Here is a 23148-nt window from a genome sequence, read left to right as displayed (position 1 = left end):
CGTCATTCGCCCCAGCGCTTCAGGGAAGGCGCGGGCACCGCAGCCGAGCGGGCGCGTTCATAAGCCGCGCCTGCTTCAAGCACGCGCCTGTCGTCCCACTTCGTGCCGATGAATGACAAGCCGATGGGCAGGCCCTCAACCGCGCCCATCGGCACCGAAAGATGCGGGTATCCGGCAATCGCTGCCAGGCTGCCCGCGCCCACGCTGGTGAAGTGGTCGCCCAGAACAAGGTCGATCGGCCAAGCCGGGCCATCGGTGGGCGCGATGAGCAGGGATGCGCGGTGTTCCTGCAACAGGCGGTCAATTCCCTCAGGCCCGGCAAGGCGCAGCGCGTTGGCGCGCGCCTGTGCATAGGCGCTCGTGTCGGTCGCGGCTTCGGCCGCTTCGAAGATGTCCTGCCCGAACCAGCGCAGTTCTTCGGGGTGGGCCTTGTTGAAGGCAATGAGATCCGCCAGCGAGCGCGGCCCGCCGCTTCCGGGGAGGGAACGCAGGTAGCGGCCCATGTCCTCGCGCAGTTCGTGCAGCAGCACGGCATATTCATCGCGCCCCATTTCGGGCGCGGGATCGAAGGATATGTCCACCAGTTCCGCACCAGCCTTGCGCAGGTCTGCCAGCGCCTGCTCGAACAGGGCCAGCAAGGCCGGATGGCTTCCCGCCTGCTTGCGCATGACGCCCAGCCGCACACCCTTGAGGCTGGCCGTGGCAAGGCCGGCGGCAAAGTCTGTCTTGCGCCGGTCTGCTTCGGCTGTTGCAGAATCGGCTGGATCGGTGCCCGCGAGCGCGTTCATCAGCAACGCCGCATCGGCCACGCTGCGTGTCATCGGGCCTGCGGTATCCTGGCTGTGGCTGATCGGGACGATGTGAGTCCGGCTGATCATCCCGACCGTGGGCTTGAATCCGACCACGCCATTGACCGAGGCCGGGCAGGTGATCGAACCATCGGTCTCGGTGCCGATGGCCGCCCATGCCAGCCCTGCGGCAACGGCCGCGCCGCTGCCGGAAGATGAACCGCATGGCGAGCGGTCGATGGCATGGGGATTGCGGGTCTGTCCGCCAAGCGCGCTCCAGCCGCTCGACGAGGAACTCGACCGGATGTTCGCCCACTCCGAAAGGTTGGTCTTGCCAAGGATGACAACGCCGGAACGGCGCAGACGCGCCACAAGCGGCGCATCCCGCCCCGTGACGTTATCCTTCAGGGCAAGACTGCCCGCAGTCGTCGCCATCGGGCCTGCAACCTCGATATTGTCCTTCACCAGCACCGGCTTGCCCGCCAGAGGCCCCTTGATTGCTGCTGCCGTGCGCTCCTCGCTGCGGGCCTGCGGGTTGATCGTCAGCACGGCGTGCAGCATCGGCCCGGCATCGTCGATTGCAGCGATTCTTGCCAGGTAGTCGTCAACGGTCTGGCCTGCGGCGCTTGTGCCTGAAAGACCAAGGAACAGCGCGGCGGCCAAGCGACGGGTATTCATAGCATTCCCCCATGTTCCCGCGCCTCGGCCCTGTGCCCGTGTGCGTCTGGCGCGCGGCATGTGTTTGTCTTGCAGGTTGCAGACCGCGCGGTTTGCCGCAACGCCCTTGTTCTGCCCCCTTGTTTCGAAGCCTTGTTTCGGGACCTTGTTTGACACCCCCGCCACGCAAATCCCCCGATTTGCGGTTAACGCCCTTGAACATCCGGTCATGTCACGCGACATAGACGGCCTAACCATATGAGGATTCCCATGCTCGACCTGTTCGGCGCCCATGGCGCCCCCACTTTTGGCAATCAGGGAAAGTTCACCACCGATCCCGTCACCGGCGCACTGATTCCGGTTGTGGTCGAACAATCGAGCCGCGGCGAACGCAGCTTCGATATCTATTCGCGCCTGCTGCGCGAACGCATCATTTTCGTCACCGGCGAAATCGAGGACCACATGGCCTCGGTCATCATCGCCCAGCTTCTGTTCCTTGAGTCGGAAAACCCCTCCAAGGACATCTCGATGTACATCAACTCGCCCGGCGGCGTGGTGACGGCGGGTCTGGCGATCTACGACACCATGCAATACATCCGCCCGCGCGTGTCCACGGTGTGCATCGGGCAGGCCGCGTCGATGGGTTCGTTCCTTCTGGCCGCGGGCGAGCCGGGCATGCGCATTGCCCTGCCGAATGCGCGAATCATGATCCACCAGCCTTCGGGCGGTGCGCGCGGCATGGCTTCCGACATCGAGATTCAGGCGCGCGAGATCCTGCGCATCCGCAAGCGCATGAACGATCTCTACGTGAAGTTCACCGCCCGCCCGCTCGACGAGATCGAGAAGGCGATGGACCGCGATACCTTCCTGGAGGCAGAGGAAGCGCTGAAGTTCGGTCTGGTGGACAAGGTGTTCGAATCGCGCCCCGCAACCGATGCCGTTGGACATGAAGAAGGCTCCGGCGGCGCACCGGAATGATGCAACGCCCCTTTTCGGCCGTGCTTTCCCGTTGCAAGAAAGGCACTGGCCGGTAAGGGCCTGTTACCTGTTTTCGAGTCCGGTTGATTAATGCCCTTGCGGTAGTAGGATAGCCGGACCCGCTCCTTGTGAAGGAGCGCCTGGGATGAACGAATGACCAAGCTTTCCGGATCGGATACCAAGAGCACCCTCTACTGCAGCTTCTGCGGCAAATCGCAGCACGAGGTGCGAAAGCTCATCGCCGGACCGACCGTGTTCATCTGCGATGAATGCGTCGAACTGTGCAACGACATCATCCGTGAAGAGACCAAGGCCGGGATCGCCGGAAAGAAGGATGGCGGCGTTCCCACCCCGCGCGACATCTTCGAGACTCTGAACGATTACGTGATCGGGCAGGACCGCGCCAAGCGCGTGCTTTCGGTCGCCGTCCACAACCATTACAAGCGCCTCAAGCACAGCGGCAAGGGCGGCGATGTCGAACTCCAGAAGTCGAACATCCTGCTTGTCGGGCCGACCGGTTCGGGCAAGACCCTGCTGGCGCAGACGCTGGCGAAAACCTTTGATGTGCCCTTCACCATGGCCGACGCCACCACGCTGACCGAAGCCGGTTACGTGGGCGAGGACGTGGAGAACATCATCCTCAAGCTGCTTCAGGCGTCCGACTACAACGTCGAGAAGGCGCAGCACGGGATCGTTTATATCGACGAGATCGACAAGATCAGCCGCAAGGCCGAAAACCCCTCGATCACGCGTGACGTTTCGGGCGAAGGCGTGCAGCAGGCACTGCTCAAGCTGATGGAAGGCACCACGGCCTCGGTTCCGCCGCAGGGTGGCCGCAAGCATCCGCAGCAGGAGTTCCTGCAGGTCGATACCACGAACATCCTGTTCATCTGCGGCGGTGCCTTTGCCGGTCTGGACAAGATCATCGCCGATCGTCTGCAGAAGCGCTCGATCGGTTTCGGGGCGCATGTCGCCGATCCGGAAAAGCGCCGCGTGGGCGAACTTCTCCAGAAGTCGGAACCGGAAGATCTGCTCAAGTTCGGGCTGATTCCTGAGTTCGTCGGTCGTTTGCCGGTGATTGCCACCCTTAACGATCTCGACATCGAGGCGCTGGTCAAGATCCTCAAGGAACCCAAGAACGCGCTCATCAAACAGTATGCCAAGCTGTTCGAACTGGAAGATGTTACGCTGACCTTCACCGACGACGCGCTTGAGGCGATCGCCAGGAAGGCCATCGAACGCAAGACGGGCGCCCGCGGTCTTCGTTCGATCGTCGAAGGCTTGCTGCTCGACACCATGTTCGACGTGCCGACCGAAACCGACATCACCGAGGTCGTTGTCGACAAGGACGTGGTCGAAGGCCGCAAGGAGCCGATCCGCGTGCACAAGGCCAAGGAAGAAGCGGCCTGATAGCGCTGCGCACTGACAAGGCGCGCTGAGCCGGGCACGCCTCGGAAACATCGCTTGATCGCGCACCGCACAAGGGGCGGCCATCGCACGGTGGCCGCCCTTTTCCCGTGCGCGATTCGCGAAAAAAGAGGCGCGCCGCCGGCAGGCAGCGCGCCTTCATGAATGTGACCCCGGCCGAAGGGAACGAGATAGCCGGAAAGTCAGGGGAGGAACCGGGTCGGAGGGGTAGATCAAACCCGGTCGGAACGTCTCCGCTCCGGGAAATGGAGCCTTGGAGGACAAATTGCGACGTGTCCCTTGGGGCTATGTCTGCAAGGTCAGGGGGCTGCGGTCATCCGCCTCAGACCGTATGGTCATCCAGCAAGACGCACTCGTGGCCATTGATCGTCTCGATCTGCACGGTGGGATGGCCAATGCCGAACTCATGTTCCAGTTCGTGCGCAAGCTGATGCAGGAACCCGTCGCCGGGATGGCCGCCGGGCATGACAAGGTGCGCGGTAAGCGCGGTCTCGGTCGTGCTCATCGGCCAGATGTGCAGATCGTGCACTGCCTCAACTCCATTCAGCCCTTCTAGGAAACTGCGCACGAGGCGTTCGTCGATATTGCCGGGAACGCCCAGCAGGCTCATCCGCAGCGAATCTTTCAGCAGGCCCCACGTGCTCCAGGCAATCACACCCACGATGACGAGGCTTGTTGCCGGATCGATCCATTGCGCGCCCGTAAGGGTGATGAGAAGGCCCGCCACGACAACGCCTGCCGAAACCGCAGCATCCGCCGCCATGTGCAGATAGGCTCCGCGGATATTGAGATCATGGTGGCGGCCACGCATGAACATGAGCGCGGTTGCGGTATTTATGACAATGCCGATGGCCGCCACGATCATCACCGTTGTCCCGGCCACGGGTTCCGGTTCGAACAGGCGGCGAATCGTCTCCACAAGGATCGCGCCCAGCGCCATCATCAGGAAGGCGGCATTGCCCAGCGCGGCAAGGATCGAACTTGATTTGAAGCCGTAGGTGAAACGCGCGGACGGGGGGCGCCGGGTCAGCACGCTGGCGATCCAGGCAATGACCAGACCGAGCACGTCCGAAAGGTTATGGCCCGCATCGGCGATCAGCGCCATCGAACCTGAGATGAACCCGTATGCCGCCTCGACGATCACGAAGCCAAGGTTCAACCCGATCCCGATGGCAAAGGCCCGGCCAAAGCTGGCCGGAGCGTGCCCATGCCCATGATGCCCATGATCGTGAAGTGTATGGTGATGGCCAGCGGACATTGGCTTGTTCTAGCGCCTTGGTCTTGCAGTGGAAACATGCGATGCGCCAGGGGGCCTGTAAGCCGGGTTCTGTAGCGCCGACGGTATGCCCAAGGTTTCCCTTTGGCGGGCACCGTATCGGCACTGGCAGCCATTCCTCTAGGCGGACCGTTGCCGGAACGCTCAAGCAATCAACCCGGACTGCTGGCCCGAAACCGGCCTGCCCCGAAAGGCGCGCAGTCCCTATTCGATCTTGCTCCGGGTGGGGTTTGCCGTGCCGCTTCCGTTGCCGGAAAGCGCGGTGCGCTCTTGCCGCACCCTTTCACCCTTACCTTCCTGATCCTGCGATCCTGAAAGGCGGTCTGCTCTCTGTGGCACTTTCCCTTGACCCTTTGCCCCGACTTTCGTCGCAGCCGCAGGCCCGGCGGGCGTTACCCGCCACCCTTGTTTCGTGGAGCCCGGACTTTCCTCGGTGTCGTCAAGACAACGCGGCTGCCCGGCCCCCTGGCGCAGCGCTACCTAGCATGACCCAGATCGCGTTCCAACAGCAGTTCGAACAGGAGCGCGCCGATCTGCCCGTCCACTTCACCGTCGATCCGTTGCGGCCGCCAGCGGCGCTGAAACGCCCGCACCGCGGCCTTCTGGTCCGAGATGTCATAGCCGAACCGTTCGAGCGCGAGGAAGAAGGCGGCTTCGTTGTCGTAAAGCAGCCGCATGGAAAGCTTGGGCGTTGGCAGACACAGCCGGTGGCGCGCCAGCAGTTCCCACGGGAACAGTTCGCCCGGATCTTCCTTGCGCGCCGGAGCCACATCGGAATGGCCGACCACGTTCGCGCGCGGCACATTGTGGCGCTTCATGATATCCGCCAGCAGCGGCAGCAGTGCCTCGATCTGGGCGTCGGGGAAGGGGCGGTAGCCGAACTCGTGGCCGGGGTTGACCAGTTCTATGCCCACGCTGGCCGAGTTCACATCGGTTATGCCGCGCCAGCTTGCCCGCCCGGCATGCCACGCGCGCTTGTCTTCGTCGACAAGGGCGGTGACGGTGCCGTCCTCGTCGATCAGATAGTGCGCCGACACTTCCGCCGCGGGATCGCACAGCCGGTCCAGCGCGGCATGCGCCGATTCCATGCCGGTGTAATGCAGCACGACCATGCTGACCGGCAGCTTGCGCTCGTTCCAGTTGGGCGAGGGAATCTCGCGGTGGACGAGCCAGCGGCGCATCGTTCGGCCCTCAGCCTCAGCCGACCGGAAGCACCGCGCCCATGACGAGGCTTTCCGGCGTCACATGCACCTGCACGCCTCCCCCTGCGGCTGCGGTCAGTTGCTGGACCATGGCGGCCGGTGCCGTGCGGCTGGACAGTTCGGCAGCGGGCAGGGTGCCTTCCAGCGCCTGTCCGATCGCCGGGTCAAACGCCACGCGCTGTCCGGCGGCGCGCACCACGATTTCGGCAACGCCGCCGCGCACTTCGGCGCCAATGTCGAGCGTGCCGCCGCGCACCAGTGCATCCAGCCCGATCAGGGCAAGGTTCAGGAGCGTCTTGACGGCGGGCTTCGACAGCGCGTCGACGCCAAAGAGCCAGTTCACGCTGACCCGCGCATTGCCGCCCACCAGCGCATCGACCAGTGCCTGCGCCTCGCTCACCGGCACAGTGTCGCCAAAGCCGCCCGCCGCACCGAAGGCAAGGCGGAAGAACTTCAGCTTGTCGGCCGATGCCTTCGCGCTCTGCTCCAGCAGTTCGAAGCAGCGCTGGCGCATTTCGGGGTCTTTCTCCTCGGCAAGGAGTTCCAGCCCGTTGGAAAGGGCGCCCACGGGGCTGAGCAGGTCGTGGCAGAGGCGCGAGCAGAGCAGGCTGGCAAGATCGAGCGAGTTGGAAGACATGATCAGGGTATACGCCTTGTCAGGAGATCTGGATCAGGAAATCGGAATGGTGCTGCTTGACGCCTGTGGGCAGCCATTGCGTCGTCCGCGCAGGGCCATGCCGCAGCCCGTGCAGGGGGCGGCATCATGGCGGGGCAAGCAACGAAATGTGTCATCTTCGCTCTCAGCCTTAGCCTTGCGCAATGCGATAGGAAAGCGCTTCGAAGCCGTCAGGGCCATCGCGCCAACACGTAGTGGTCCACTGGCCCATGCCGGAATGGGCCAGGATAATCCACACCCGGCCGTCGTGCGCGGCGCTGGCCACATCCGTTGCCGAAGGCCGGCCAAGTCCGTTGGGATGCGAATGAAAGTATCCCAGAACCTGCGGTCCGCCTTCGCGCGCGGTCCGATGCGCCGCGATCAGCGCGGCCGGATCAATCTCGAAATGATCGCTGGGCTGCGTGGCCACATTGGCGGCAGGCACGGCAGCATCGATAACATGGCCGCTGCCAAGCAGAAGGCCGCAGGCCTCGTGCGGCACTGCGGCGCGCGCGCAGGCCACCATGGCTTCAAGGCAGTGATGGCTGATCGAAAGGATCATCGCGCCGGTCTGGCGTCATGGCGAGTGGCTGGCAAGCGTGTGGTGTGTCGCGATCATCCGCCATTCAGCGATTTGTGATAATACAGCAGGCCGCGTCCTGCGCGAAGCAGAAGGCAGGCAGGGAGGAGCAGAATGATGGCGCCACGAATCCGTATCCCACTCACAGCCATTCTGGCAGTGTGCAGCTTTGCGATCTCGGCCCATGCGGAACCTGCAAGACCGGGAGTGTCCGGCCCTGGCAGCAAGGCGTCCACCCCTTTTGCGGATGCGCCTGCCGCGGCTAGGGGCAGCCATGTTTCGCCCGCGAAGCAGAGCCAGCAGGCCACCTTTGGCGAACGGGTGAATGCCGGACCGCCCAAGGCGCCTCCGCGTGACGGGCAGGAACCATCCCGGACCGAGCGCGGGACCGGAAAGTCGGCCGGGCAGCCGCAGGCGGCGCCTCAGCGGGATTGAGCCGGGCCATCGGTGCGGCTTGAACCGCACCGGCCTCTTTCCCATATCGGCGGCGATGGGGGGCGCCGATACGATCATTTCCGGAACCGTTCCTGCCGGTGGCCAGCGGCTCGACAAGGCGCTGGCCGATGCATCGGGGCTTTCGCGCGAACGGGTGAAGGCTCTGCTGGGCGAGGGGCGGATCAGCCTTGGCGGCAAAGTGGCGGTGCAGGCGTCGATCAAGCCCGCCGAAGGCACCGCTTTCGAAATCCGCGTGCCGCAGGCCGCGCCTGCCGAAGCGCTGGCCCAGGATATTCCGCTGGTCGTCGTCCACGAGGACGAGGCGCTGATCGTGGTGGACAAGCCCGCGGGGCTGGTCGTCCATCCCGCCGCGGGCAATCCCGACGGCACGCTCGTCAACGCGCTCCTGCATCATTGCCGGGGGCAGCTTTCGGGTATTGGCGGGGTGGCGCGGCCGGGGATCGTGCACCGGATCGACAAGGATACTTCGGGCCTGCTGGTCGTCGCCAAGACCGACGCCGCGCACGAAGGACTGGCACGGCAGTTTGCCGATCATTCGATCGTCCGCGCCTACAGATGCGTGACGGCGGGGGTGCCGAAGCCGCCCGCCGGCACGGTGCGCGGGGCAATTGCCCGGTCAAGCCACGACCGCAAGAAGATGGCCTTGGTCGAGGACGGACCGCATGGCCCGGCAAGGGGCAAGCACGCTGTCACGCACTATCGCATGCTTGCCGCACTTGATGGGGCCGCGCCTGATGGAGCCGCGCTGGTGGAATGTCGGCTAGAAACCGGGCGAACCCATCAGGTGCGCGTTCACCTTGCGTCAATCGGCCATCCGCTATTGGGCGATCCCGTCTATGGACGCACACCCTCAAAGCTTCGGCCTTTGTTGCAGCGACTCGGCTTCCACCGTCAGGCGCTTCATGCGGCCGAACTGGGGTTCATCCATCCGATCAGCGGCAAGGCGCTGCACTTCATCAGCCCGACGCCCGTCGACATGCGGGAACTTGTCGTCGAATTGTGCGCTGACGGGCAGGATGCAAAAGTCATGGCGATGCTGTAGAGTTCAGACATGGAGTCGGTCGTTCGAAGGCTCCGCAATGTGTGGTCCCGCCAACGGTCGCCCAGCAGGGGGCCGGACCATGGGAACCGACGCGATGAAAGGAATGTTCAGGTGAGTGAGGAAAAGACCGCGTTGACCGTCCCCGCCCTCGGCGGGGAAGCCAGCCTCAACCGCTACCTTGCCGAAATCCGCAAGTTTCCGGTGCTGACGGCCGAGCAGGAATACATGCTCGCCAAGCGTTTCCAGGAGCATCAGGATCCTGAAGCTGCCGCTCAACTGGTGACGAGCCATTTGCGCCTCGTGGCCAAGATCGCCATGGGATATCGCGGCTATGGCCTGCCGGTGAGCGAACTCATTTCCGAAGGCAACATCGGCCTGATGCAGGGCGTCAAGAAGTTCGAGCCGGACCGGGGTTTCCGTCTGGCCACTTACGCCATGTGGTGGATCAAGGCTTCGATTCAGGAGTTCATCCTGCGCTCGTGGAGCCTCGTGAAGATGGGCACCACTGCCGCGCAGAAGAAGCTCTTCTTCAACCTGCGGCGCATGAAGAAAAACCTCGAAGCCTTCGAGGACTCCGATCTTCACCCCGATGACGTGAAGAAGATTGCAACCGATCTCGGCGTGCCTGAGCAGGAAGTGATCAACATGAACCGGCGCATGATGATGGGCGGCGATGCCTCGCTCAACGTCTCCATGCGCGAGGACGGGGAAGGTTCGTGGCAGGACTGGCTGACCGACGACCGCCCGCTTCAGGATGAAACCGTTGCCGAGGCCGAGGAGGCCCGTTACCGGCATGAACTGCTGGTCGAGGCCATGGGCAGCCTGAACGAGCGCGAGCGCCACATTCTTACCGATCGCCGCCTGATCGATGAACCGAAGACCCTCGAAGAACTGAGCCAGGTCTATAACGTAAGCCGCGAACGCGTCCGCCAGATCGAGGTGCGCGCCTTCGAGAAGCTCCAGAAGGCGATCCAGCGCATCGCGGTCGAACGCAAGCTCCTCCCGGCCTGATCCGACTCGGGCGTTGGCGTGCCGCTGCGGTCCGATCTGCGCCAGTAATTGGCGATAAGCCGGGGCGCTTATATTCATAATGGACTAAAAATGACGGCCGGATCATACCCGGCCGTCAGGCATTTTTGCGCCTCGGCCAATTGCGCGCCACGCCAGAGAGAACGTGTGCTCCGTCACATTTCTGTGCTGCTGGGAATGATAGAACAGCAACGTTCAGTATTGAGGATGCCTGTTGGCGTGTTGGTTTTCATCTCGTTAACAATGATTGCCACCAATCTGGCACTGAGGCAGCCTCAAAACTGAGCAGAAGAAAGATTTTTCGGGTTCGCAATCGGAAGTTTGGAAGGTGAGTCATCTCAGACTTGCCTGCGGATGCTTTCATTGGGGGCACGAAATTGAAGAAGCCTTTGTTCGCCACTTTTGCTGGCGTCGCCGCGTTTGGTGTGTCCGCTTCGGCCGTTCAGGCGCAGCAGGCTACTCCCTCTTTTGATCCAAGTTCGACGCAAACCCGCGATCAGTTGCAGTTGCCCGTGGCGAAGCCGCAGGCCCCGGAGGCAAGTGTCCGCGTGCGCTCCGACGGGTTCGAGCCCGGTCCCTGTCCTATCGCTGAAAGCGACATTCGCGCTGCGATCTCTGCGGTGGAGATTACCGGTCCGGGCGGAGCGACCCTGCCGCCGGAAATTGCCCGCCTTGTTGGCGGCATAACGCCGGCTTCGGGCGAGCAGCCGATCCGTCAGGTCTGCGATCTGCGCGATGAAGTGCAAATGCGGCTGCGAGCAGCGCGCTACGTCGCCAGTGTGCAGATTCCGCAGCAGCGCATCGATAGCGGTGTGCTCAAGCTCGAAGTGGTGTCGGGTCGCATCGTCGAAATGCGCGTGCGCGGCGATGTCGGTCCTTATCAGGCGCTGTTGCAGCGCCGGATCGAACGGTTGCAGGCAATCGACCCCCTCAATGAAGCCGAGGCGGAGCGTATCCTGCTGTTGGCGAACGATATTCCCGGACTCACGGTGGAACTGTCGCTCAGCCCAGCAAGCGGCCGTCCGGGCGATCTGGTTGGCGAACTTTCGGTGGCCTATCGTTCATTCTCCCTGCTCGCCAACCTTCAGAACTACAATGCCTCGTTCCTCGGTCGTGAAACCGGGCTGCTTCATGCCGAGTTCTACGGGTTGCTCGGACAGGGCGATGTCACGTCTATCACGGGGCAGAGCACGTTCGACTTCAAGGAACAGCGCATTGCTTCGCTGCGCCATGCCATGACGCTCAACAGCGCCGGGACTACGCTTGAACTGCGCGGCACGATTGCCGAGGCGCGCCCTGATCTGCCTGGCCTTGATCAGCGCACGCTTTCGGCTGTGGCGGGTATCGGCTTTTCCCACCCCTTGCTGCGCACCGTTACCGATCGGGTGAAGATCAGCGGTGGTTTCGAATATTCCCTGCAACGCTCCAAGTTCTTCCAGCCCAACGGTGTTTCCAGCCCGCTGACACGCGACCGTATCTCCGCGCTTTACCTGCGCCTTGATGGATCGCGTTCGGAACTCGACGTAACCGGCCAACAGATCGGAGGGGTCAGCGCTTCGCTCGAATTGCGGCGCGGCATCGACGTGTTCGGCGCCTCGCATCAGGGTGATGTGGTTGATCTTTATGGCATTTCCCGGCCCGATGGCAGTTCGCTTGCGACCGTTGTGCGCGCCAGCATCGATGGCTTCTACAAGTTCGGGCCGGTCTTCGAAATGGCCGCCAAGGTCAATGGCCAGTGGGCCAACCGCGCGCTCCTTAACTATGATACCTATGCCATCGGCAACTTCACTATTGGCCGCGGCTATGATCCGGGTGCCAATACCGGTGATCGTGCGATCGGCTTCGTGGTCGAACCGCGGATCAACTTCAAGCTCGACGAGAAGGTGAACGGGCAGCTCTACGGCTTCTATGAAGGCGTCCGGCTGTGGAACATCGGCGCCAACGCTACCGAACGTCGCCGCTATATCGCATCGCTGGGCGGCGGGGCGCGCTTCTCTCTGGCGCAGACAATGCGCCTCGACGTGACCTACACCCATGCCCTGGACCGGCCGCTGCTGACGGGGGCGCTTTCACGGCGGCCTGAAGACCGGGTCCTCGTTTCGATGACTTTCCAGTTCGTGCCGTTCGGCCTCTGAATATTCCAGGAGACTTCCGATGAATGCAGCTCTGAACGGCACGCGGCGCGCTCTCCGTCTCGGCACCGGCCTTGCTACCTGCGTTTCCTGCATGGTCTTCGCGCAGTCCGCGCTTGCGCAATCCATGCCTGAACTTTCGAATGCGGGCGGTGCCAGCATCAGTCTTGGCGGCAATACGCTTTCGATCGATGCGCTTGCGGCAGATCGCGTGATCAACTGGCAGACCTTCAGCGTCGCGTCCGGCAACACGGTCAGCTTCACGTCCACGGACGGAATTGGCAATGCGGTTGCCACGCCGGTCACGGTCATCAACCGCGTGATCGGCAAGGATGTGGGCGGCACCACAACCTTTTTCCCGTCGCTCATCAACGGAAGCATCACCGCAACCGACAACATCTCGTTGTGGCTCATCAACCCGTCGGGGGTGCTGTTCGGTGCAAGCGGCGCCTTCAATGGCGGAAGCCTTGTGGTATCGACGCTGGACTTCAAGGGCGCACCTCCCGGAACCCAGGTCTTCGGACCGGGCGATCGCACGGTTACGCTTGCAAGCCGGGACGTGGTGATTGATCCAGGCAGTGCACTTGCGGCGGTGGAACTGAAGCTCGAAGGAGGCGCAGGCGCGCTGCGTTCGTCGGGTTCGGTGCTGCTGTTGGGCGAACAGGTCACGGTTGGCAAGACCGTTGCGGCTCAGGATGATGTCTATGTCGTGGCGGCCAGCGATGTGCGCATCACCTCGCGCGCGGGCAGCCCCGTTGGCTACGCCTTTGCCAAGGGCACCCGGCTGAACGGTGCGCAGGTGCTGGCTTCGGGCAACGTCGAAGGGCGTAGCATCGTGCTGGCAGCCTCTAACGGGACCAGCGCACTGGCGGATCTGCTGCAAGTCGAAGCCGGTAGCCGGCTGACCGTGACGCAGGACGGCGGAAGCATCACGCTCCTCACTGCCGCCCAGCCTGTCACCCTCGGTGATCCGGCGACGGGGGCCAACATCGTAAGCCGGGGCGTCCTGCGATCGCTGGCGGATAATGCCGATGTCACTGTCCAGTCCAATGCGAGCGCGCTTGTCGAACGCATTGAAACAAGCGGAAACGTTCTCGTCCGGTCAGGTGCTGGAGCATCCGACACCGTAACGGCAGGCACGATCCGTTCCGGCGGCAATGTCGAACTTCGCGCAACCGGTGATCTGGTTCTCGGCACCAGTGGCACCCAGGCGATCATTGCCGACGGCAAGATTACCTTGCGCTCCAACGCCGATATCGTGCGCGGCGCAGGATCGACCACTCTGGCGATCCGGTCGCATGATGATCCACTTCTCGCCGATGGCACCATGTTCATTTCGGCGCAGAACGTCGATCTCGGAAATGCCAGCCTCGCGGGCGGCAGCAACGGCTCCGCTTCCGTCACGATCTTTGCGAACGGCGGCGAGATTGCCATCGGATCCGCCATCGCAAGCCGCTTCAGCGCCACGGCTGCCACGACATTCGCGGCAACCGGCCTGATCCGTGCCAACAACTCGGCAGTGGGGGCAGGCACGGCACTTTCGATCAGCGCGGCAGATGGGATCGAACTGGGGACGGCGCAGACGACCGGCACCGATCAGGACATCTCGCTCAATACCGCAGGCACGCTCGCAGCGAACAGCATCAGCGCCAGCCGTAATGTTATCATCGGCAATTCCTTGAATCCGGTGGGGCTTGTCGATGCTGGCACGCTCACCGCGCAGAACGGCAACCTCACGGTCATCGCAGACGAGATCGATGTTGGCAGCGCGTCGGCCGGGCAATCGGTGAACCTGCGTTCGGATGGCGATATTGCGGTCAGCGGCGGGTTGATTGCCGGGACGGCGGCGATGTCGACGGGCAACATCACGGTCAGCGGCATCACGGGCTCGCGCGCCGCTTCGTTTGCGGCGGGCGCTGTCAATGCCACCACGGGGCAGGCTACTGTCCGGGCGGATGCGCAGACGATCGGTTCGCTGCGTTCGGCGACGGCATCGACGCTTGATGCGACCGGTGCAGTATCGCTGGGTTCGGCGACGGTTGGCGGCAACCTTGCCGTCACCTCGACAGGCGGCGACATTTCGCTGGGCACCAGCGGGGCGCAGAGCATCGTGGCCAATGGCCGGGTGACGATTACCGCCACGGCGGGTGCGATCGGGCGCGGTGCAGGGTCGAGTGCGCTGACGGTGCGCTCGAATGACGATGATCTTGGTGCGGCCGACAGCCTCACGCTGCGCGCGGGCAATGCCGTGGCGCTGGGCAATGCGGCGCTGAACGGCGGCCGGACCGGGACGGCTGCGGTATCGGTCAGGTCGGACACGGCAGGGGTGGCGCTGGGATCGGCGCTGGGATCGAGCTTTGCCGGTTCTGCGGCGACGACCTTTGCGGCGAGCGGGTCGATCCTCGCCAACACGGCGACGGCCACCGGCGGCGACACGATTGCCATTACCGGGCTTGGCGGCATCGACGTGCAGACGGTGCGCACCGGCGGCGGCTCCGGTCAGAATATCGTGCTGACCAGCAACGGGCCGATCAGTGCCACGACGCTCGATGCGCAGAACAATCTGACCATTGCGAGCCTTGCCAATCCCGCGGCCAGCCTCACGGCCACGACGCTGACCGCGCGCGACGGTTCGATCAGCGCCTTTGCCGGATCGATGGCGCTGGGCAGCGCGTCGGCCGGGCAATCGGTGAACCTGCGTTCGGATGGCGATATTGCGGTCAGCGGCGGGTTGATTGCCGGGACGGCGGCGATGTCGACGGGCAACATCACGGTCAGCGGCATCACGGGCTCGCGCGCCGCTTCGTTTGCGGCGGGCGCTGTCAATGCCACCACGGGGCAGGCTACTGTCCGGGCGGATGCGCAGACGATCGGTTCGCTGCGTTCGGCGACGGCATCGACGCTTGATGCGACCGGTGCAGTATCGCTGGGTTCGGCGACGGTTGGCGGCAACCTTGCCGTCACCTCGACAGGCGGCGACATTTCGCTGGGCACCAGCGGGGCGCAGAGCATCGTGGCCAATGGCCGGGTGACGATTACCGCCACGGCGGGTGCGATCGGGCGCGGTGCAGGGTCGAGTGCGCTGACGGTGCGCTCGAATGACGATGATCTTGGTGCGGCCGACAGCCTCACGCTGCGCGCGGGCAATGCCGTGGCGCTGGGCAATGCGGCGCTGAACGGCGGCCGGACCGGGACGGCTGCGGTATCGGTCAGGTCGGACACGGCAGGGGTGGCGCTGGGATCGGCGCTGGGATCGAGCTTTGCCGGTTCTGCGGCGACGACCTTTGCGGCGAGCGGGTCGATCCTCGCCAACACGGCGACGGCCACCGGCGGCGACACGATTGCCATTACCGGGCTTGGCGGCATCGACGTGCAGACGGTGCGCACCGGCGGCGGCTCCGGTCAGAATATCGTGCTGACCAGCAACGGGCCGATCAGTGCCACGACGCTCGATGCGCAGAACAATCTGATCATTGCGAGCCTTGCCAATCCCGCGGCCAGCCTCACGGCCACGACGCTGACCGCGCGCGACGGTTCGATCAGCGCCTTTGCCGGATCGATGGCGCTGGGCAGCGCGTCAGCCGGGCAATCGGTGAACCTGCGTTCCAACGGCGCCATCGGCGTGACCGGCAGTGTCACCGCCGGAACCGACCTTGCCGTGGCAGGCCTCACAAACGCGCGCGCGGCATCCTTCAGTGCCGCACAGGCCACCGCAACCGGCGGCATGCTCGACATAAAGGCGGCCTTGGTGAATATCGGCAACGCCACATCGGGTGCCGATACGCTGATCGATGGTGCCACGGTGGTGCTTGGTCGGGCGACGGCGGGAACGCTTCCGGCATCCGGCAATCTGGTAATCACGGCCAGCGGCGACATCACGCTTGGCACCGCGGCCGGCGCATTGATTTCGGCTTCGGGCGGAGTCTCGATGACCAGTTCCGGAGGCTCGATCCTGCGCGGCGCGGGGGCCTCGAACCTCACGATCCGATCCAACAGTGACGGTGCTGGCAGCGGCCCGCTTGCCCTGACCGCAACGACGGGTGCTATCGCGCTTGACGGAGCGACGCTCAAGGGAGGCACGGCAGGTCAATCGGCCATCACGCTCAACTCGGGTGCAGATACGCTGTTCAGCGTAGCCGATGGCGCAGGCTTTACCGCCACTACCGGAGGCAACTTCACCAGCACCGGCAGCATCAAGGCGGCAGGTGCGGCACAGATTGCCGCAACGGGTGCTGCAAGCATTGCCCAGGTCGAAACCACCGGCGCGGGCAACGCCATTTCGGTGACGGCTGCGAGCGCCGACATTGGCCGCGTGGCATCTGCGGGCGATTACTCCGTTGCGGCCACCGGCAACATCGCGCTGGGCCGTGCAGGTGCGCTTTCGCAGGCAGCGGCAGGGCTGGTGAACATCTCTGCCGGAGGAAACATCAGTCAGGGTGCGGCCAGCCTCACGCTGACGGCCAACAGTGATGGCGCAGGTGCAGAAACCCTCGCGCTTTCAGCGGGAGGAACGATCGGGCTTGGCGGCGCCTGGCTGGTTGGAGGGACAGGCGCGCAGGCATCGGCGGTCTCGGTCACGTCTGGCGGCAACGCCGTTGTCGATCGCATCACTTCGGCGGCTCTCACGGTCAGTTCCGGAGGATCGTTCACTTCGGACAACCGCATCGATGCTGTGGGCGATGCCGTGATCACGGCCAGCGGCGCGGTTACGCTGAACCAGATCTTCGCGTCGGGAAGCGGACATGACCTTTCCATCACCACGCCGGGGGCGGTGAATGTCTTCAGCGCAGGGGCTGCACGCAATCTGACCATCGGCGGGTCGGCTGGCGGCAATGTCGCGTCGGTCGTGGCAGGAAATCTCTTCGCAGTCAGCGGCAGCGTCAGGGTCCGCGCCACAAGTTCGGACATCACCGATATCTATGCCGGCAATAACGTGACCGTATCGGGCGCCAGCGCGATCATCGGCAATGTGGCGGCAGGTCTCAGCAATCCGGGCGGCAGCCTGAGCATCAACGCAACGGGCAACGTGACTCTGGGCAAGACTGCGGGCAACACGCAGCTGGCCACGGGGGCAATCACCGTCAATGCGGGCGGATCGATCACCAAGGGCGATGCCGGACTGCTCACGCTGACGGCCAACAGCGACGGCACTGGCGCAGAGGCAATGACACTGAACGCCGGCGGCGCAATCGCGCTGGCGGGCGCAAGGCTGAATGGCGGCACGGCGCAGCAGTCGGCTGTCTCGCTTTCCGCAGGCAGTTCCATCCGCATCGAGCGTGCGACATCCGCAGCGTTCACGGCGACAGCCGGAACTTCCTTCACCGCGGACAACGACATTGTCGCTCTGGGCAATGCCGCGATAACCGCTGGCGGGCCTGTTGCTCTGAGGGCCGTAACAGCCAATGGCGCAAACAACGATATCACCGTGGTGACACCGGGAGCGGTTGCGGCGCTCTCGCTGACGGCTGCCCGCAACGTGACGGTCGAAGGGCCTTCTGGCAGCAGCGCAGCCTCGTTCACTGCGGGCAGCGTAACCGCGACGGCAGGCGCAATCAGCGTGCGCGCAGGTGCGACCGACATCGGGTCGGCGACATCGGGCACCAATACGACCGTTTCGGGAACGACCGCAGCGCTGGGTATCGTCTCTTCCGGCGGAAACTACACGGTTTCCACTACGGGCGACGTGACGCTCGGCAAGTTTGCCGGTCAGACCCAGTCAGCGCGCGGCGCCATCGCAATCACGAGCACTGGCGGCTCGATCCGGCAGGGAGCAACCGGGCTGCTCACCATGACGGCCAACAGCGATGGAGTCGGCACCGAAACACTTGCGCTTTCGGCTGGAAGCGCGATTGCCCTGGGAGGCGCGCAGCTGAACGGCGGAACCAACCGTCAGTCTGCGGTCAATCTCACCTCCGTTGGCAATACCGAGATCGCCGGCGCAAATGCTTCTGCGTTCACGGCAACCGCCGGAACTGCATCCGCGCAGGCAGCCTTCACTGCCAACCGCGCCGTGCGGGCCGCCACGAACATGACGATCACGGCCAATGGCAAGGTGACGCTTGGCGATGGCGGTTCGGCAGGAAATGCGGTGCGCATCTCCGCGCGCGATGCGACCATCGGCGACGATCTGAGCGCCGCCACGATCGAGCTGTTCAACACGGCTCCATCGGGCAGCACGATCATTGGCGGCACGGCCGAATCCATTGCGGGTAACTTCGTGCTCGACCGCAACGAGGCAGCCCGCCTCAAGGCGACCGGCACGCTGACGCTCGGTGCGGATGCTGCGCATGATGTCGAGATCCGTCAGGTGAACTTCACCGTTCCCAGCACGGTTCAGGTGCTGGCACGGGGCAAGCGTATCGACGTCACCGGACGCATCACCTTCGATGCCGACACCGTGCTCAAGCTGGGCAGCTTCGGCGCCGCGGCGGCCGACCAGACCTCGATCATCCGCCTGAATTCGCAGGCGGGCGGCGCGATCTACAGCCCAGGCGGTGTGCTTGAACTCTCCGCGGCGAACATCGCGGCAGGCAACAACGAGTTTGGAACGGCGCTCAATGCGCAGGCAAGCGGAACCGGGGCCGGAACCGGCTCGATTGCCGAGGCGATCAAGCTGAATCTCAATCCGGGCAGCCCGCTCTACACTTCCGCCAATGGCGGCGGGGCCGCCATGATCGAGACTGGCTCGATGAAGGTGACGTTCTCCGGTTTCGCGATGTTCCAGAACACGAACAACATCGATGGCTCGAAGGGAGCGATCAACCTGCTCTCCACCGGGGTCACGCTGGGCGGCGGCAATGCGCTGGCGCTCGATATCGTCAGCGGAGCAGCGCAGCCGGTCTTCGCGCTGTTCGGTTCGGTCAACGGCATCGTCAACGCGGCAACCGCCCTGCTCGGCAATCCGCCGATCGGACGATACACCAACGTCAGCGCATCGCGCATCAATGGCTGCATCATCGGCGGTGGCAGCTGCAACTCTGTCCAGAACCTGACCCCGTCGCTGACCGGCCTGGAGAACATCCGGACCACGATCTTCACCGTGAAGCCTGACTTCGTGGTGCCGTTCGATCCTCTGGTCGGCACAAACAATGATGCCCTGTTCGACGACGTCGGTTCGTTCGGTCTGGGCGAACTTCCCATGACTCCGATTGAATGCAGCGATCCCAACGGAAGCTGCGACGTGCAGAAGAAGGATGGCAAGTGATGAAGCGCGCGTTCCTGGCCTCGCTGTCCGTGCTGGCGCTTGCAGTCACTGCAAGCCCCGTGGCCGCCAAATCGCCCGAATTGCCGGATCAACTCGAACTTGGCCGCAATGGCGCGGGCAACCCCTGCGTCGCCACGCCGCTGTGGAAGGAGGATGCCTTCAAGGGCAGCTATACCTTCACCTGCCGCGGCGCCAGCGCCAACCGCTATCTGGGGATCGTTCGCACGGTCCGGGCTGGCGATATCGGCAAGGTTGATGGCCTGCTTGATTGCGGTCCGGGCATGGCCGTGACCATTCCCGGAGTGGGGCCGGCCAACGCGCGGCGCTGCTTTGACCGGCAGCTTGGTCAGGAGACGATCGAAACCCGTTTCAGCCGCAATGGCAGGGTCTATACCTCCAGCGCCATCCCGTTGGCGCAGGGGCCTGCGGAAGAGGCGCTGCGCTTCCTGTCCGGCGTGGCCGCGCCCAATCAGGACCGCACCAGAACAACCACTGCCGCGGTGGAAATCGGCGTTCTTGCTCCTTCGCCAGCGGTGAAGGGCAGCACCGCCGGGGCCGTGGCCAACGCCGAGGATGCCTTGCAGCAGGGATTGCGGCTGGTGCGTCAGGGCCTGCACCTTGATGCAGCGCGCATTGTCAGCGATGCGTTGGCGCGTCTGCCGCAAGACACCGCGCCTGCCACGCGGATCGACCTGCTGCTCCTGGCGGGCCTCGCCGACTCCAACCTGCGCTTCTTCGATTCGTCCGACGATTATTTCGCCCGTGCAAATGCGCTTCTCGCACAGAACGCCGGTATTCCGGGGGCAGATGTTCTTCAGGCGAAGAGCCGCAACTATGCTGCACTGCACCTCATCAACAAGCGCGAGTTTGGCATTGCCGCCACCGCACTGGAAGCGGGATCGGGCGCTGCGGTATCAGCCGATCAGCCGCTGCTGGATGCCCGTTCGGTGCAGAAGCTGAACGAAGCGGCAAAGAACGCCAGCTCCGGATCGTCCTTGGCTTCGGCATGGGACAATCGCACCAGGACCTCGCTGGTGATCGATGCCCAGGCAGGCTGGGCGCGGAGCGTTGCCCTGCTTGGCCAGAACCGTCCTGAAGAGGCCGCCGCGGCGCTTCGTCTCGCGGATGCAAGCTATGGTGCCCTGCGCGAGCAGCCAATCCCGCAGCAGCAACTGCTGTGGCTTGCGGCCCGGATCGAGCGCCAGCGTGCGCGCCTCCAGTTGCGCGCCGGTGACCGCACCGCCGCTCTTGCTTCGCTCGACAAGGCCATTGGCTATCTGCGTCTGGCCGAGGATGCCGGGGACAATGGTCCGGCGCTTGCACAGGTTCAGCTCGAGCGCGCGGCCGTCCTTTCGGGTGGCGGCGCATCGAGCGAGGAAGTCCTCGCGCAATTCGACGAAGCGGTGACGAGCCTCATCTCCGCGGAGGCGGATGTGGGCGGATTGCCGGCCCAGACGCGCAGTTATCTCGATGCGCTGGTGGTTGATGCTGCGCGGCGGCCCGACGGCAAGTCGCCGGAGCGCTTTTTCCGCGCAATGCAGGCGGCCGCCACTCCGGCGATCGCGCGCCAGTTCGTGGAACTGCAATCGCTTGTGTCGGCTGATCCCGTGCTTGCGGCGAAAGTGCAGGACCGACAGGAGGTCGAGCGCGAGATCAACCGGCTGCGCTTCGAGATCGCATCGGGTGGGGATGCAGCGAAGATTGCGGATCTGACTGCGCGCCGTGCCGAACTGGAGAACCGCTCGCTGGCGCTCCAGAACGAACTCAGCGCCAATGGCTCGTTCCGGCAGGTGGTTGATACGCCTGCCACGGTCGAGGAAATCCGTGCCGTGCTGAAGCCGGGCGAGGGCTATCTCAAGCTCAGCAAGGTGGGCGGATATGTCTTCGGTGCGGTGATTGATGCTTCCGGCACGCAGATCTATCGTGTGGCGCGTCCCGCCGTGGAAGTCGATCCGCTGGTGAGTGCCGTTCGCGAAACGATCACTGGCGGCGGCGCCAAGGTGCCGGTCTTCTCGGTCGCGGGTTCCAGCGCGCTTTACAAGCTGCTGGTTGGCCCTGCTGCGAAGCGCATTGCTGGCTACTCCTCGCTTGTCATCGATGCCTCAGGCGTCCTCGATGCGCTGCCCGCAGGCGTGCTGGTTATGGATGATGCATCGACGGCAGCGTTCGCCAAGTCGCGCCGCAAGGACCAGTATGACTACACGAATGTCAGCTTCCTCGCTCGCAAGCTCTCGCTTTCGACGGCGTTGTCGCCACGTTCGCTGATCGTCTCGCGCAATCTGGCTCCTTCGAAGGCGCCCTATCCGTTCATCGGATTTGCCCAGCATCAGCCCGTGCCGATGGAGGCAAACCTTGGCGGGATGATGGTGAGCATCGGCACCAACTGCGAAGTCGAGCTTCAGAAGGTGGCGGAACTCAGCCGCATGGTCCAGCCGATCGATGCGGTTGAGTTGCAGCAGGCAAGCGCGGCACTGGGCGTGTCGGGCGCGCCTGAAGTCATCGGTGCAGCCTTTACCGACACCGCCGTGCGCAGCCGCACCGATCTTGACCAGTTCCAGGTGCTGCACTTTGCCACTCACGGCCTCACCGAGGGTCAGTGGGCATGCTCCAAGGCACCGCCCGCGCTCGTCACCAGTCTGGGCGAGGCCAATTCGGACGGCATCCTGTCATTTGACGAAGTGGCCCAGCTTCGCCTCGATGCCAATCTGGTCGTGCTGTCGGCCTGCGATACCGCCGCCGGCGTCAGCAGCCGGGCTGGCCGTGCCGCCGGGCAGGAGCAGGTGGGTGCCTCGCTCGACGGGCTGGTGCGCGCCTTCCTTGCCGCGCGGGCGCAGGCGGTGCTGTCCACCTACTGGCCGATCTCCGATGCGGGCGAAAGCGTTGAGCTGATCACCAGCTTCTACGGCAATGCCCGCAACGACACCATTGGCGCGGCACTGCAAAAGGCGCAGGTAGCCCTGATGAGCAAGCGCAACAGTTCGCACCCGCTCTATTGGGGGGCCTTCGTGCTGGTCGGCGATGCGCAGAAGTCTTTGCTGACAGGCGCGGCGAAGATGGCGGCACAGGCAAGCGTTGTCCCGGCCGTGGCGGCGCAGTCCGTGGCAGTCAGCGCGGAACCGGCAAACAATGCCGGGGCAAGTCCTGCGGCAACGCGCTGAAGAACCGGGGCCCTGGGCGGGGCTTGCACCTCGTCCGGGGTTTCACGCGGCGCGCATGTGTGATCTGGCGCATTCCCGCGCAGGATCGGCCGGGGTAGAAGGTACAGGATGAGCAGGCCGGCGGCACGCATATCCGATCCCCATGTCTGCCCGATGGTTTCGGGCACGGTGCCCCATGTCGGCGGGCCGATCATGCCCCCGTGCGCCTTCAACGTGCTTACCGGGATGCTGCCTCAGGCCAGAATTGGCGACAAGGCCGTGTGCAACGGACCGCCCGATGTTATCGCGCTTGGCTCTTTCACCGTCTTGGTCAAGGGAATGCCCGCCGCGCGCATGGGCGACATCACCGCGCATGGCGGCGTCATTGTCATGGGGCAGCCAAACGTGCTGATCGGCGATGCGGGGACGGCCAGTCTTTCGGCTATTGGCAAGTCGCTGGTCAATCTGCCGATCGGCGCTGAGGGTGAGGGCACGTCGTTTGCCGATATGGCGAAGGCCATGATCGCATCGGCGAAGGAGGGCAAGCCCTTCTGCGAACAGTGCAGCAAGAGCTGATCCGGGCT

13 protein-coding genes and 1 other RNA gene are annotated in these 23148 nt (G+C 64.2%); 8 read left to right on the top strand and 6 right to left on the bottom strand.

Annotated features, from left to right (window positions below; translation table 11 throughout):
- Positions 1 to 2: 2 nt before the first annotated feature.
- Positions 3 to 1466, bottom strand: coding sequence for an amidase (locus tag DKM43_RS02855; protein ID WP_109796935.1), 1464 nt, complete (start codon positions 1464 to 1466; stop codon positions 3 to 5).
- A 249-nt stretch (positions 1467 to 1715) separates the two neighbouring features.
- Here DKM43_RS02855 and clpP point away from each other — a divergent pair, with 249 nt between their 5' ends.
- The gene (gene clpP, locus DKM43_RS02850; protein ID WP_109796934.1) at positions 1716 to 2423 is read left to right on the top strand and encodes an ATP-dependent Clp endopeptidase proteolytic subunit ClpP; all 708 of its coding nucleotides are present in this window, start codon (positions 1716 to 1718) and stop codon (positions 2421 to 2423) included.
- A 153-nt stretch (positions 2424 to 2576) separates the two neighbouring features.
- Positions 2577 to 3833, top strand: a complete 1257-nt coding sequence (gene clpX, locus DKM43_RS02845; protein WP_109796933.1) for an ATP-dependent Clp protease ATP-binding subunit ClpX — start codon at positions 2577 to 2579, stop codon at positions 3831 to 3833.
- Positions 3834 to 4173: 340 nt separating this feature from the next.
- On the opposite strand, the gene DKM43_RS02840 is transcribed toward clpX, so the two are convergent.
- The 5 genes from DKM43_RS02840 to DKM43_RS02820 form a co-directional block, all read right to left on the bottom strand.
- Positions 4174 to 5109, bottom strand: coding sequence for a cation diffusion facilitator family transporter (locus DKM43_RS02840; protein WP_109796932.1), 936 nt, complete (start codon positions 5107 to 5109; stop codon positions 4174 to 4176).
- A gap of 42 nt (positions 5110 to 5151) precedes the next feature.
- An RNA gene (rnpB, locus tag DKM43_RS02835) (RNase P RNA component class A) lies at positions 5152 to 5596 on the bottom strand.
- 7 nt (positions 5597 to 5603) lie between these two features.
- Complete coding sequence (locus DKM43_RS02830; protein ID WP_109796931.1) at positions 5604 to 6308, bottom strand: N-acetylmuramoyl-L-alanine amidase; 705 nt, start codon at positions 6306 to 6308, stop codon at positions 5604 to 5606.
- Between the two features lie 16 nt (positions 6309 to 6324).
- On the bottom strand, positions 6325 to 6966 hold the full coding sequence (locus tag DKM43_RS02825) for a histidine phosphotransferase family protein (protein WP_109796930.1): 642 nt from the start codon (positions 6964 to 6966) through the stop codon (positions 6325 to 6327).
- Positions 6967 to 7135: 169 nt separating this feature from the next.
- Positions 7136 to 7546 (bottom strand): M67 family metallopeptidase, encoded by a 411-nt coding sequence (locus DKM43_RS02820; protein WP_109796929.1) that lies wholly within the window; start codon positions 7544 to 7546, stop codon positions 7136 to 7138.
- A 508-nt stretch (positions 7547 to 8054) separates the two neighbouring features.
- Here DKM43_RS02820 and DKM43_RS02815 point away from each other — a divergent pair.
- The 6 genes from DKM43_RS02815 to DKM43_RS02790 all read left to right on the top strand — a co-directional run bounded on the left by DKM43_RS02815 (position 8055) and on the right by DKM43_RS02790 (position 23140).
- Positions 8055 to 9062: an RluA family pseudouridine synthase gene (locus DKM43_RS02815; protein ID WP_109796928.1), complete on the top strand. Its 1008-nt coding sequence runs from the start codon at positions 8055 to 8057 to the stop codon at positions 9060 to 9062.
- 111 nt (positions 9063 to 9173) lie between these two features.
- Positions 9174 to 10073, top strand: a complete 900-nt coding sequence (rpoH, locus tag DKM43_RS02810) for an RNA polymerase sigma factor RpoH (RefSeq protein WP_109796927.1) — start codon at positions 9174 to 9176, stop codon at positions 10071 to 10073.
- 530 nt (positions 10074 to 10603) lie between these two features.
- Positions 10604 to 12226 carry a ShlB/FhaC/HecB family hemolysin secretion/activation protein gene (locus DKM43_RS02805; protein ID WP_145960462.1) on the top strand — a complete coding sequence of 541 codons (1623 nt, stop codon included), beginning with the start codon at positions 10604 to 10606 and terminating at the stop codon, positions 12224 to 12226.
- A gap of 19 nt (positions 12227 to 12245) precedes the next feature.
- Positions 12246 to 19427 carry a filamentous hemagglutinin N-terminal domain-containing protein gene (locus tag DKM43_RS02800; RefSeq protein WP_109796925.1) on the top strand — a complete coding sequence of 2394 codons (7182 nt, stop codon included), beginning with the start codon at positions 12246 to 12248 and terminating at the stop codon, positions 19425 to 19427.
- The gene (locus DKM43_RS02795; RefSeq protein WP_161554023.1) at positions 19427 to 22585 is read left to right on the top strand and encodes a CHAT domain-containing protein; all 3159 of its coding nucleotides are present in this window, start codon (positions 19427 to 19429) and stop codon (positions 22583 to 22585) included. Before DKM43_RS02800 ends, DKM43_RS02795 begins: the two co-directional genes overlap by 1 nt.
- A 108-nt stretch (positions 22586 to 22693) precedes the next feature.
- The gene (locus tag DKM43_RS02790; RefSeq protein WP_109796923.1) at positions 22694 to 23140 is read left to right on the top strand and encodes a PAAR domain-containing protein; all 447 of its coding nucleotides are present in this window, start codon (positions 22694 to 22696) and stop codon (positions 23138 to 23140) included.
- The last annotated feature ends 8 nt before the right edge of the window (positions 23141 to 23148 follow it).

The organism is Novosphingobium meiothermophilum (assembly GCF_003171715.1).
Classification (GTDB): Bacteria; Pseudomonadota; Alphaproteobacteria; order Sphingomonadales; family Sphingomonadaceae; genus Novosphingobium; species Novosphingobium meiothermophilum.
The sequence above is the reverse complement of the archived record's forward strand: the minus strand, read 5'-3'. Positions and strand labels throughout refer to the sequence as shown.